Origin of the sequence: Dyadobacter sp. CECT 9275 (genome assembly GCF_907164905.1) — a bacterium.
GTDB lineage: Bacteria > Bacteroidota > Bacteroidia > Cytophagales > Spirosomataceae > Dyadobacter > Dyadobacter helix.
The window spans coordinates 2369469-2381821 of record NZ_CAJRAF010000002.1; the positions used below are offsets into that span (position 1 = coordinate 2369469).

Consider the following 12353-nt stretch of genomic DNA (forward strand, 5'->3'; position numbering starts at 1 on the left):
CGATTACTAGCCATGTGCTAAATAATTATCACTTGCTTAAACTTGTCAACTCCGACCGAAACTACCTGTTATCAATTTCCGAACTGGGGTGATCAATGGCTCCGAATTCCCCAGTATGATAGCCGAATTACTTACCAACCCTTTTGCTTAAAAACTGGTCCAGCTGTTCTCCGTGAAGGTTCAGGGCAATAATATATCCTTTTTGATCCACTAACACGTTGAAAGGTATCCCTTCAAGCTGATAGGTTTTGGCGACCGGGGATGTCCAGAATTTCAGATCGCTTACCTGTGTCCATGGCAAGTCCAGTTTTTTAATAGCCCTCTCCCAGGCATCTTTTTTACTATCCAGAGAAACTGCATAAATATCCAGATTAGTACCCGTTTGAGATGGGTAATGGTATTTTGCATATAACTTTTTGAGCTCAGGTTGCTCCTGAACACACGGGGCACACCACGATGCCCAAAAATCGATCAATACCAAATTACCCTTCAGGGACGAAAGAGATACCATTTTACCACCGGGGGTGGGCAGCACGATTTCGGGTGCCAGATCCCCTACTTCTATTGGTTTTTGAGCCAATGATCTTTCCTGATTCAGTAAAAAAAGCAAGCTTGCAAAACCAATAAATAATTTAATATTACGCATTTCAAAATCCTTTTATTGTACCGGATAATTCTTATCGATCCAGTCCGTTTTTATATTTTTCGGGATATTCAACAATCTGGCCTGCGTGAAGCCCTGTTCTTTAACAACTTTAAATGCAGGTCTGACATTGGGACATTTAGCAAACGGGCAGCAACCACAGTAAATAACAACCTCGCGGTTTTTATCCTGGGTCGAAAGAATCTTTTCCAGTTTTTTGATATTGTCCTTTTCACTTCCGGGGCCTGCATCCAATGAGCCAGGAATAACAGCCTGCGGCCCAACATTAATGATCAGCGGTTTCTTTTTTCCACTGTCGTTAATCTGGTCAGCAAGTTCCTGGGTAGGTTTCAGCTCTGAATCTGTCCAAGGCTCGGCAGTGGTTTGCGCCAGCGTTGTCAACCATGACAATGCCATGAAAAGAAATCCCAAAATGATCGATAATGTTTTTCTACGTATCATTGTTTTGTTTGTTAATTGTTAAATCAAAAAAGTCGTCGAGGACAACTATGATAATATGATGGCTAAACTATTGTAATAATGGATCCACTATCTGGCGATTTTAAATAGCCGAAGCAAGTCAGCTCTTGACCCAACAAGGCGAGTTCCTTCTCAAAATATCCTGCTTTTTCATTACAAACAGCGACTAACAAACCGCCACTGGTCTGTGGATCAGCGAGGATGTATTTTTGATAATCCGTTAAGTCTCCAACTTTATGACCATAACTCTCCCAGTTCCTTTGAGTACCGCCAGGAAAACAACCTTGTTCAATATAGTATGATAAAGATTTAATAACCGGCACTTTGTTAAATTCAATTACTGCTGATAATCCGCTACCTTCACACATCTCTGACAAATGTCCCAGCAAGCCAAACCCGGTCACATCAGTCATCGCCTTTACCGCCTCCATCCGGCCAAATTCCTCACCAAGTTTATTGAGCGTTACCATGCTTTTTAACGCAATTGCCGCATCCTCTTCAAGCAGAATCCCTCGTTTCTGTGCTGTCGATAAAATCCCTACGCCCAATGGTTTGGTCAGGTACAAACGGCAACCTGCTGTTGCTGTGGAATTTTGTTTGAGCGATGTTATATCCACCATGCCGCTTACGGCCAGTCCAAAAACTGGCTCAGGACAATCGATGCTGTGGCCTCCTGCCAGCGTAATACCCGCTTCTGCGCACACCGCCCGGGAACCTTCAAGCACTTTTTGGGCTACTTCAGCAGGAAGTTTGTTAATAGGCCATCCCAGGATCGCTATAGCCAATACCGGCTTGCCACCCATTGCATAAACATCGCTGATCGCATTCGCTGATGCGATGCGACCAAAGTCATAGGCATCATCCACGATGGGCATAAAAAAATCCGTTGTCGAAATGAGTGCCGTGCCGTTACCAAGATCCAGTACGGCGGCGTCATCCCGCTTGTCATTCCCCACCAAAAGCCGCGGATCTGCCTGATGTAAGATCGGGCTATGCAAAATTTTATCTAAAATGGCCGGGCTTATTTTACATCCGCATCCTGCACCGTGGGAATACTGCGTCAACTGTATGTCTATCGTCTCCATAAATTATAATTCCTGCTGCGTTTCAGCAATCGAACTGGCGAAATTAAGAATCCTTTTTGCATTTTCTGATTTGTCCTCACCAGCCAGCTCCAGGGTAAAAAGCCGGTTTACATCTCTTTTCTGCAAACTGCTCCGGTAGGTTTTATCATAATAAACCAATACCAGCCGGATAAAATCAGCCATCCGGTTTTCTCTGATCGCGGCTACTGCCTGTGTCGTCTGTAACGGCCCCAGCCGTTTGCGGATCCGTTCGGTGCAGGCTACCAGAAAATCCTTGTCCAACTCTCCATAATCGACCACCAACTCACGGACACGCTGATCCAGCGCAATCTCCAGATTAATCAGGGCGGCATTTTTCATCTGCTCCCAAAATGTTCTTGGAATTGATAATCTACCAATATTGAGATTTTCATCTTCAATCCACGTCGGGCGGGAAAAATTCAGGTCTTTTAATTGTTCTGCCAGATTATTTTCAAATTGTTCCTGGGACGGCTGGATCATGCTATTCATCGTTCCATAGGAAGAACCCTGATGCCGGGCAAGATCTTCAAGGTCTATTACCTGTTCTCCCATTTTTCGGAGCTCATGCAGTAATTTCGTTTTTCCTGATCCTGTCATGCCACCGAGTATCCGGACCGACCGACGCTGTGCAAACAAACGGTGGGTCCATCTACGGTAACTTTTATAACCTCCTTCAATTAAATATACCTTGAAACCGTAGAGATTCAGTGCCCAGGCCATGGCCCCGCTGCGCATGCCTCCCCGCCAGCAATGAACCGCAATTTTTTTATCAGGTGCTATCACCAATGCCTGCCTGATAAAATCCGACCATTTCGGCCCTGTCAGGTCGAAACCCAGCAAAATGGCCTGCTCCCGCCCGATCTGCTTATAAGTTGTGCCTACCAAAACCCTTTCTTCATTACTGAACAAAGGTATATTGAAGGCTCCCGGAATATGGCCATGGGCAAATTCAGCGGGTGTCCGGACATCAACCAGGGCTATAACGCCGGTTAACAGCAGAAATTCATCAATGGTTATATTTTCTATCATTGGTTCCGGCATAGAAACTGATGCCCCTGGCAATAAAACAACTTCTTATCCTTATGCATAGTTGCGCCTTTGATCAGTATCATGACAATGTAAAACATTACCGACCGGTCCGTATAAGGACTACAATAATCATGCTAAAATTATAGATTTATAAATGAAGCTTATCACTTCGGCTGTCTTACCTTTGCATTATTTCAAAATACGGAACAACAACCCCATCGCGGCCAGACTTTCACTATTGCAACTGACTTGCTTAAAATTTTGCTCCGAGCTTTGCACTTAATTCAATTTATCAGCACACGGCTCTTACCCAATTTGCTCCTGTCCACTTAACATTCTAATTTACCTGTCTTTTAAAACTACAAAACAGAAAATTTTGTGTCGTGTTGAATGGCGTGGTATGATCTTCCTTTACGCAACGAATTTTGTCAAAACCATTTTTAAGTTCGTTTGTCAAAGTTTGTTCAGTGTATTGCTTAATGTCAAGTCCACTACACTTTGCGGGTCCATTTTCAGAAAAAGTGCCGATTGTCATAAATCCATTTACAGATTTCCTGGCTGTTTCCATATATCTTGAAACTTGTTCAGCTGTGGTCAAAAAATGAAATGTTGCTCTGTCGTGCCAAATGTCAAACGTGGTGTCTGGTTCAAATTCTGTTATATCACTAACCACCCAATTAACTTTTTCGGCCTTATCGCCCAGACGGAATCTGGACTTTTCAAGTGCTTTTTCGGAAATATCCAAAACGGTTACGTGTTCAAAACCTTCGTCAAGCAAGTAGTCCACCAGTTTGCTGTCGCCACCACCAACGTCAATGATTTTAACATCTTTTTTCAGACCAAAAGAAGAAATGAAGTCTAGCGAAGTTCTGGGAATTTGCTGCGTCCAACTTACCTGATCTGGGTTTTTAGTTTCATAAACTTTTTCCCAGTGATTTTTTGTGTTCGGATTTTTCATTTTTTTTCTAACAGTTTACAAGATCGTCTGGTTAGATTGCTGCCAACATCCTGATCACAGACGCTTTACCTTGGTGATAATTACCTTCCTTCAGAACGATCTCTTCTTGCCGTAGGTAGGTAATGGTCAGTTCTTTAAAACCGGACTCAATCTCTTCCTTTGAAAAAAGAAAATCAATATCCTTCGGACCGCCGGACTGATAGCGCTCCTGATATTCGAGCTGTTGTCTGGAGAATCCTTCAAAGATAATTTTACCCCCGGGATTCAGCAGGGTGATCAAATATTCTGCAAACAAAGACCATTCCCGCGAGGGTAAATGGGCATAGATCAAAGCAATACAATCGTATCTTTCATTCCTGGGGACAACATCTTCGAGAACCCCTACTCTATAATCTATTGATACTTTTTTATTGCCAGCCAACAGCAGTGCTTTCTTTTTGGCAACCTCACTGGTATCAAACGCGGTGACATTCCAACCTTGCGTCGCTGCAAATACAGCATTTCTACCCTCACCTTCGGCAGGCAAAAGCAAACTTCCGGGCCTCAATATGCCCAAATTCAGCTTAAACCATAAATTCGGCATTGTTCCGTAGATATATTCATTACTACCGTACCGTTCATCCCAAAACTGATTCATACTTTTCTATTACAGATAATAACCTATGGACAGAAATTTCAATTGCTTTCAAAATATCTGTAAAATATTCAAGGCTGCGATCAATGCTTTTTGCTGCATTTCATCATTAGAATTAACCACAGCCTTGGATTATCAATTAATCTACCTCTCCGGTTAAATGGATTTGACCGCCAAATACCAGTCTACCATCTCTAAATCAGATGACTTTCTTTCCAAAAGTGACTCAACCGTTTTTGGCGCGCCGATAATTACCTTTTCACCAGGTTTCCAGTCGAGCGGCATTGCGACCTTGTATTCATCAGAAGTCTGAAGAGCAAGCAGCGATCGTTTGATTTCTTCCATATTTCTGCCTACGTTCAAAGGGTAATACATGATCAGTCTTACTTTCCCCAATGGATCAATAATAAAGACCGCGCGCACAGCTGCCGTTTCGCTTTCACCAGGCTGCAGCATCCCATACAGCTTTGCAACTTTCATATCCAGATCAGCGATGATAGGAAATTCAAATAAAACTCCGGTTTTATCGTAAACTGCATTTACCCACGCAATGTGGGAATGAATGCTATCAATACTCAACCCCATCAATTTGGTATTGTGCTCCGCAAAAAAATCCTTCTCTTTGGCAAACCCTGTCATCTCTGTGGTACAAACCGGAGTGAAGTCTGCCGGATGCGAGAACAAGATCACCCAGCTACCTTTGTTGTAGTCAGAAAATGTTAATTTACCAGTGGTGGTAATGGATTCAAAATCTGGTGCCTGATCGCCAATACGAGGCATACGTGATTCCTTTTCGAGATTTTCCATTTGATCTAATGTTATAAAATGTCAACCGTGCCAGGCAATGATTACTGCCAGCATCAGCATGTACAAATCTCGGATATTCAAAGGGCTTGATTGGTGACAAATGTCACCGACCTTAAAACAATTCGTTATTGCATCCCTCAGACTCGAAAGTTGCGAGAATCTGAGAATGTACTGCCATTTATTTTACAAAACATGGTGGGTTCTAAGGATGCACCATTGCCCATCCCTGCTGCTGACGGATGATAAGCTCGCCATTGCCGCTGGGAACAAAGGATATGAAATCAAAGAGCTCATCTTTGCTGATTCTGCGCTCTCTAAGCGTGTTTTCGCATTCTGCCAGAATAACCCCTTTCGCCTGCAATGCCTTTAACTGCGCTTCATAAGGACCATCTTTTTTGAAGACAGCCACGCCGCCTCCATGGACAACGAGCTCTGCTTCCAGTTTCCCTTTCAGACGTGGATCCTCCAGTGCGTTCATCATGTTTTTCATCGTGGCTTTAATAACTTTGTCATCGTCACTATTGAGCTGGTAAACGACTTTGTACAACTTTTTATCAGCGACAGCCCCATGAAATTCTGCTGGGTTTACGGCCTTAATCTGAGCATGGACGCAAACTGAAAGTAGTAATGAGACGGCAAATAGAATGGATGCGATCTTTTTCATTTTTGGATTATTTTAGATTGAAATATTAGTTATTTAACTGTTCTGACTGCTGCAATGGGCTTGAATGGACCATATTTATGCTGATTTTCTGAGAATCCATCCGAGTAGGGCCCAAACGGAAAATCTATTGGTTTCTCAGAAATATTCTTCCAGTCCAGTCTCTGATCTTTGTGAGGACGCGGCTGCGCGTTTACAAATGCGGCCAGATCCCAGGCCTGCTCATCAGTCAGAATAGGGTTGTCATGACTGGCACCGAACGGCATATTGTCTTTCACAAAACCAGCAAAGGTCGAAATTCTATATAGCCCTGCCCCATCGTTGTAACTTCTGGCGCCCCAAAGAGGCGGATAGATAAAAGACTTTCCATCCGGATTGATGATGCCTTGCCCTTTTACCCCATGGCAAACCGCACACTTTTCCTGATAAAGCATGCTACCCGTATTCGGGTTGGCCGCCCGGTCAAGATAAGCAAGTTTAGTCATTCCGGCACCTTTGGGAGCACGCCCTTTCGGTACGCCCCTCCCTACCCATTTCATATAAGCCACCATGGCCTTCATTTCTCTACTGGAGCTATCAGGCTTTCTGCCGTTCAGACTTCTTTCAAAGCAATCCGAAATCCGCTTCACGATTGTCTCTGTGCCTGCTGATCTGGCACGGTACCTAGGATAGGTTGAGTAAACGGCCGAATAGTTATTGCCCATTGGCCTTGTCCCTGCATCCAGATGACAATTCTGGCAGTTCATCCCATTCGAAATGTGCATGACGCTGCCCTTCGGGCCCAAATACTTGGATGTGTTGGCGATCAGATCTTTACCATATAGGATCAATTTCATATCATCGGTATCGGATGTCTGCTGAATAGCAGGCGTTTGCTGCCTTGTCAGCGTGTGCGCTTTCAGCTGATTGCCCCCAAACTTACCTGAACTAAACACGGCCGGAAACATCAGAATGAAAACGGAAATACCTAAAAAAGAGATGATCAGTGTGCGGTTTATCCATTTGGCGGTGGGCGATTTACTTTTTCGTAAATTATTCATAATCTACATTTTAATCTAAGATGTTATAGGAATCAATCGAGCCGAACTGGCTTTTTAAATTTCACCCAATCAGCTAAGAAAATTGGTGACATCTGTCACAGAACACTAAAAAGCCAACTTACTGATCATATCCACCAGCTCCGGACTGTTATAATCCGCTGCCCCTTCCTGACGGTAAACCATTTTTCCTTCCTTATCCAGGATCACCGTGGTAGGAACAGCCCCCTGCATAAACACCGGCGGTATCTCCCCAGCCGGACTTACGACCTGCAAATCGTAATGGTGCTTTTTCATAAAGCTGTCCGAATTCTGATAATTCCCATCCACATCAACCATTAAAAAGACGACATTTTCGTTATCCTTGAATTTGCCATACAAAGCATTGATCGAGGGCATTTCGGCAATACAGGGCGGGCACCAGGTTGCCCAGAAATTCATAAAAACGACTTTTCCTTTCAGCGAGGCCAGATCAACCGTTTTTCCATCGCCCTTCCGGAAGTAAACATTCGGCAAAGCCTCAGCCGAAGCTTCACCTGGCTGTTTATCGATTTTGGGCTGGAACAGGCCTACCTTCATCAGCGCCTGGATTGTCCATGCTTTTACTTCAGGGCTTATGACCATGGCAGCTAAAAATACAACCATCACTGCCGTAATGATATTGGATACTGAAAACCATTTCTTTTTCATATTTTATCTTATTTGAATAGGTACATTAATTGACTTTAACTTTCCCGCTATTCAGCAGCTCTTCATTCCCACTTCTGACAACCTTATCTGTTTTAGTCAGGGAACCAAAAACTTCCTGAAGTGAATCTTTTCGGGTCCCTTCTGAAACATCTACTTTTTTTACGCTGTCGTTTTCAACGACAAGCACAAAGGTACCTGACTGCGCATGTACCACGCTACTGGCAGGAACCCATAAGGTTGAATCGGGCCGCCGCAGGGTCATGGTCACCTGAGCATATTCTCCACCGTCGAGCGATCCATCTTGATTCTCAACATCAAACTCTGCTGTCACCGAGCGGTTCTGCTGCTCGAGAACCTGGCTTTTTCTGGACAAAACCGAATGAAATATTTTTCCCGGGCGATTGGAAACAGTAAAATCGATTCTGGTATTTTTCCCGAGCGACTGTGCATGTTTTTCCGGGATTGCCACGGTTAATCTCAGCTTTTTGTTCTGGGCAACTACCAGCAGCGGCATGGTATTATTTTCACCTACCAGCGCTCCAACGGACACATTCCTTTCCACAACAACCCCGTCGAAGGGCGCGATAATCTTTAAGTATTGCTCTTGCTGTCCCAATGATTGCGCATTGGATATAGCTGACTGGTAAGCAGCACTGTCGCTTCTTAATTTGCTTTTAGCCCTGTCGAGCTCAATGGCTGCAACCGACCCATCCTTACGGGTAGCTTTTAAGATCCTTTCATACATTTGACGGCTTAGCATATAATCTTCGTAAAACTTCTGCTGATCCGATCTGGCAGACTGAAAGCGTTGTGAAACTTCGGGTGCTTCCAAAACAGCCAGTACCTGTCCCTTTCTGACAAGACTTCCGCGATCCACCGAAATAGTTTTAACAAACCCTTTTATTTTTGCAAATAAGCTGACCTGTTCATATGGTTTGAGCTCGCCGGGCAGCGTCAGCTTGTAGTCGGGCTGGTCTTCTAGGGGCATGACCACCTGTACTGCCGCAGGCCCTTTCACTTCTGATTTAGCCTGATTTTCGGTTTCTGGTTTACTGCCACAGCCATTTATACCCATGCTGAGCAGCGCGCCCAGAAAAAGAACCAGTGAATTTTTATTTATACGCATCATTTTTGATTGATTCATTTAGTAAGTTCAATTAATTGGGCATCCACATCATCCGGGTCCAGCGATGGACTATCCCTGCTTGCTTTGCGCATCACGCTTGTAAACAGGTGCGGCATCACCAGAAGAACAGTCAGTGTGGATAAAAGCAGACCTCCTATAACAGCCTGTCCTAACGGGGCTACCTGCTCGCCGCCTTCTCCCATTCCGGAAGCCATCGGTACCATACCAGCAATCATGGCAAGGGTTGTCATCACGATTGGCCGCAGGCGCGAAGAAGCTGCGGCAAGTCCCGCCTGCCGGGCCTGCATACCCAGGGTCAGTCTATTGTATTCGGCCTGGTTGATCAAAAGCACCGCATTGGAAACCGACACACCCACCGACATAATTATGCCCATGTAAGATTGCAGATTGAGCGTGCTGCCAAATAAAAGAAGCATCAGGATACTTCCTCCAATCACAGCCGGCACCACCGCAAGTATCAGCGCAGAGATTTTAAAGGACTGATAATACGCCGTAAGCATCAGGAAAATAACAACGACCGCAACCACCAGACCCGTCTGAAGTCCTGACATGGTCTCATCCAGCAGCTGCATAAGACCTTCGGTCGAAATGATCACGCCACGGGGCGCATCACCAGCATCCACCAAAACTTTTCTGACCGTTGCCGACGCACTGCCCAGATCTTTGTGATCTGTATTGGCCAGGATCGTCACATACCGGTTCGCTCCCTGACGATTCACCTGTCCTGCCTGCTTGACCATTTCCAGCGTGGCAACATCTTCCAGTACCGGACGCGGCTCTCCTGCTTTAAGAGGTAATGACCGAAGTTTGTCCAGCGATCCCATATCCGATTCGGGAATCTGTACCTGCACCTGGAAAACCAGACCCGATTTGGGATCGACCCAAAGGTTTTTATTTGTAAAACGGGTGGATGAAGTTGCGATCGCCAGCGCCCGTGAAACATCGTCCATGGTAAGCCCGAACTGGGCTGCAAGTTGTCTGTTCACGTTGATTTTTACGCTCGGATAATTGACTGGCTCAGCAATGCGTATATCCCGCAGAAAAGGTATTTTGCCCATCTCACTTTTCAGTTTCATCGCATACTGATTCGCCGCTTTCAACTGCCCCGCCGCTACTTTGATCTGTATCGGTGTCATAGCTCCCTGGCTCATGATCTTCTCGACCAGTTCCATGGGTTCAAAATTGATTTTCAGCTCAGGAAACTGCTTTTTTACCTGATTTCTGATTTTCTCCTTCAGACCGGCAATGGGCTCTTTGAAAATACTTTGGTCGATCGATACCTGTAAAACAGCCTCGTGCGATCCGCTTGTAAAAAGGAAAATTGGATTAATGGCCGTAGCGGACGGTTGAAGCCCTACGAAAGCGGAGCTTATTTTAATGGCTTTTTCCGGAAGCTCATTCTTAATGATGCTGGTCACTTTTTTGAGATACGCCTCAGTCATTTCAAGTCTGCTTCCCTCGGGGGCTACAATCCTGAGCTGGATATCACCGCTGTTACTAGCTGGCAGAATATCAGTACCGACCGTCAAAAACGATCCCGTTACCATAACGCCAACCAGAATCACATAAACCATAATAACCGCTGTTGGTCTCGCCTGCAAGCGCCGGGTCAGCGATAAATAACGGGTCTTAAAAGAGTCAAACCGTGCCCGCTTTGCTCCTCTTACCTTTTTATGGCTTTTTAAATTTTCCGGTTTCATTAGCCAGTTGGCCATGATCGGCACAAAGGTTTGAGAAGCCACAAAGGATGCAATCATTGCAAAAGCCACTGCAAGCGACAGCGGCATGAACATATCCTTTGGAATGCCGCTCATCATAAAAGAAGGGATCAGAACCGCCAGGATACATAACAGGATCAGAAGCTTTGGAACCGATATTTCCAGCAGCGCATCCAGAATAGCCCTTTTCTTGGGTTTATCCATTTCAAAATGCTGGTGAATATTTTCAATGGTTACCGTAGCTTCATCTACCAGTATTCCGATAGCCAGCGCAAGTCCGCTCAAAGTCATCACATTGATCGTCTGCCCGAGCATATATAGCATGATCACCGCGGAGAGAATCGCGATCGGGATGGTCATCACCACGATCAGCGAACCGCGGGAATCACCCAGAAAAAGAAACACCATCAGTCCGGTCAGAAGGGCACCCAATATGCCTTCATGGATCAGATTTTCCAGCGAACGCGCGATATAACCCGACTGGTCAAAAACGTAACGTATTTCTACATCTTCCGGCAATGCCGCTTTGAGCATGGGTACGGCCGCTTTCAGGTTTTCCACCACTTTCAGCGTAGACGCATCTGCTTTTTTGATCACAGGCAAATACACAGAACGCTTTCCATTGATAATGGCATAACCCGTCGTGATGTCGGCCGCGTCTTCCACGCTGGCAATATCTTTGACATACACGTTAGTGCCTGAGCCTTTTCGCACGGGTATATCCAGAAATTCCTGCGGATCGTTGGCAATCGAGTTGAGCGGGCTCATCAGATTCTGTTTGCCGATCCGGATATTTCCTGCCGGCGCCGGAAAATTATTCTTTGCAATAGCTGTTGTCACCTCTTCCGCTGAAAGCCCATAGGACTGCATCAGATCCGCATTGACCTTGACGACCATCGTTCTGATATTTCCTCCGAATGGCGCGGGGGCAGTTACGCCCGGAATGGAAACAAACATAGGCCTGATCTTGGTCAGAGCCATCGTTTGAAGTTCCGTGATCGATCTTTGCGGACTTTCAAAAACCAGCTGTCCGATCGGGATTGAGCTGCCATCAAAACGCACCACCTGGGGAGGGACCGCGCCCGGTGGCAGAAACCCCATCGCCCTGGATACCTGCGTGGAAACCTCACCCGAGGCCTGCGCCATATCTGTACCTGGGTAAAAAGTAAGCTTCATAAGCGTAAATCCCTGAATACTTTTAAAATCTATATCCTTTACCCCGCTGACAAAAATCAGGACTTTCTGAAACTCGTTGGCCATAAACCCATCCATATAGGCTGGCGACAGCCCTCCATAGGGCATAGCAATGTATATCACCGGAAGTTCGACGCTCGGGAAAATATCCACGTTGATCTTTCTGATCGCTGTGAAGGAAAAATAGGCAATACCAATAACAGCTACCATTATTGATAAAGGTCTTCGCAAAGCAAGCCTTATAAGGTT

12 protein-coding genes are annotated in these 12353 nt (G+C 45.3%); all 12 read right to left on the reverse strand.

The window, feature by feature from the left end; genetic code table 11:
• Positions 1 to 127: 127 nt before the first annotated feature.
• Entirely contained in the window at positions 128 to 646 is a 519-nt protein-coding gene (locus KOE27_RS17640; RefSeq protein WP_215240148.1) for a TlpA family protein disulfide reductase, read from the reverse strand.
• A 12-nt stretch (positions 647 to 658) separates the two neighbouring features.
• The gene (locus KOE27_RS17645; RefSeq protein ID WP_215240149.1) at positions 659 to 1105 is read right to left on the reverse strand and encodes a rhodanese-like domain-containing protein; all 447 of its coding nucleotides are present in this window, start codon (positions 1103 to 1105) and stop codon (positions 659 to 661) included.
• A 62-nt stretch (positions 1106 to 1167) separates the two neighbouring features.
• A complete protein-coding gene (selD, locus tag KOE27_RS17650; protein WP_215240150.1) occupies positions 1168 to 2208 on the reverse strand; it encodes a selenide, water dikinase SelD in 1041 nt (346 codons plus the stop codon).
• Between the two features lie 3 nt (positions 2209 to 2211).
• Positions 2212 to 3258 (reverse strand): tRNA 2-selenouridine(34) synthase MnmH, encoded by a 1047-nt coding sequence (gene mnmH / locus KOE27_RS17655; RefSeq protein WP_215240151.1) that lies wholly within the window; start codon positions 3256 to 3258, stop codon positions 2212 to 2214.
• A gap of 337 nt (positions 3259 to 3595) precedes the next feature.
• Positions 3596 to 4216, reverse strand: coding sequence for a class I SAM-dependent methyltransferase (locus KOE27_RS17660; protein ID WP_215240152.1), 621 nt, complete (start codon positions 4214 to 4216; stop codon positions 3596 to 3598).
• A 31-nt stretch (positions 4217 to 4247) separates the two neighbouring features.
• Entirely contained in the window at positions 4248 to 4748 is a 501-nt protein-coding gene (locus tag KOE27_RS17665; protein WP_229252818.1) for a class I SAM-dependent methyltransferase, read from the reverse strand.
• A 258-nt stretch (positions 4749 to 5006) separates the two neighbouring features.
• On the reverse strand, positions 5007 to 5657 hold the full coding sequence (locus KOE27_RS17670) for a peroxiredoxin (RefSeq protein ID WP_165940115.1): 651 nt from the start codon (positions 5655 to 5657) through the stop codon (positions 5007 to 5009).
• Positions 5658 to 5859: 202 nt separating this feature from the next.
• Entirely contained in the window at positions 5860 to 6321 is a 462-nt protein-coding gene (locus KOE27_RS17675) for a DsrE family protein (protein WP_215240154.1), read from the reverse strand.
• A gap of 29 nt (positions 6322 to 6350) precedes the next feature.
• Entirely contained in the window at positions 6351 to 7358 is a 1008-nt protein-coding gene (locus KOE27_RS17680) for a c-type cytochrome (protein ID WP_229252819.1), read from the reverse strand.
• 105 nt (positions 7359 to 7463) lie between these two features.
• Positions 7464 to 8045 (reverse strand): TlpA family protein disulfide reductase, encoded by a 582-nt coding sequence (locus KOE27_RS17685; protein ID WP_215240155.1) that lies wholly within the window; start codon positions 8043 to 8045, stop codon positions 7464 to 7466.
• Positions 8046 to 8070: 25 nt separating this feature from the next.
• Positions 8071 to 9174 (reverse strand): efflux RND transporter periplasmic adaptor subunit, encoded by a 1104-nt coding sequence (locus tag KOE27_RS17690; protein ID WP_215240156.1) that lies wholly within the window; start codon positions 9172 to 9174, stop codon positions 8071 to 8073.
• 11 nt (positions 9175 to 9185) lie between these two features.
• Positions 9186 to 12314, reverse strand: coding sequence for an efflux RND transporter permease subunit (locus KOE27_RS17695; RefSeq protein WP_229252820.1), 3129 nt, complete (start codon positions 12312 to 12314; stop codon positions 9186 to 9188).
• Positions 12315 to 12353: the final 39 nt, after the last annotated feature.

Bases quoted from the DNA above. Each gene is read 5' to 3' on its own strand.
- KOE27_RS17640 (WP_215240148.1), bottom strand. From the start codon at position 646: ATGCGTAATATTAAATTATTTATTGGTTTTGCAAGCTTGCTTTTTTTA.
- KOE27_RS17645 (WP_215240149.1), bottom strand. From the start codon at position 1,105: ATGATACGTAGAAAAACATTATCGATCATTTTGGGATTTCTTTTCATG.
- selD (WP_215240150.1), bottom strand. From the start codon at position 2,208: ATGGAGACGATAGACATACAGTTGACGCAGTATTCCCACGGTGCAGGA.
- mnmH (WP_215240151.1), bottom strand. From the start codon at position 3,258: ATGATAGAAAATATAACCATTGATGAATTTCTGCTGTTAACCGGCGTT.
- KOE27_RS17660 (WP_215240152.1), bottom strand. From the start codon at position 4,216: ATGAAAAATCCGAACACAAAAAATCACTGGGAAAAAGTTTATGAAACT.
- KOE27_RS17670 (WP_165940115.1), bottom strand. From the start codon at position 5,657: ATGGAAAATCTCGAAAAGGAATCACGTATGCCTCGTATTGGCGATCAG.
- KOE27_RS17675 (WP_215240154.1), bottom strand. From the start codon at position 6,321: ATGAAAAAGATCGCATCCATTCTATTTGCCGTCTCATTACTACTTTCA.
- KOE27_RS17680 (WP_229252819.1), bottom strand. From the start codon at position 7,358: ATGAATAATTTACGAAAAAGTAAATCGCCCACCGCCAAATGGATAAAC.
- KOE27_RS17685 (WP_215240155.1), bottom strand. From the start codon at position 8,045: ATGAAAAAGAAATGGTTTTCAGTATCCAATATCATTACGGCAGTGATG.
- KOE27_RS17690 (WP_215240156.1), bottom strand. From the start codon at position 9,174: ATGATGCGTATAAATAAAAATTCACTGGTTCTTTTTCTGGGCGCGCTG.
- KOE27_RS17695 (WP_229252820.1), bottom strand. From the start codon at position 12,314: ATGGTAGCTGTTATTGGTATTGCCTATTTTTCCTTCACAGCGATCAGA.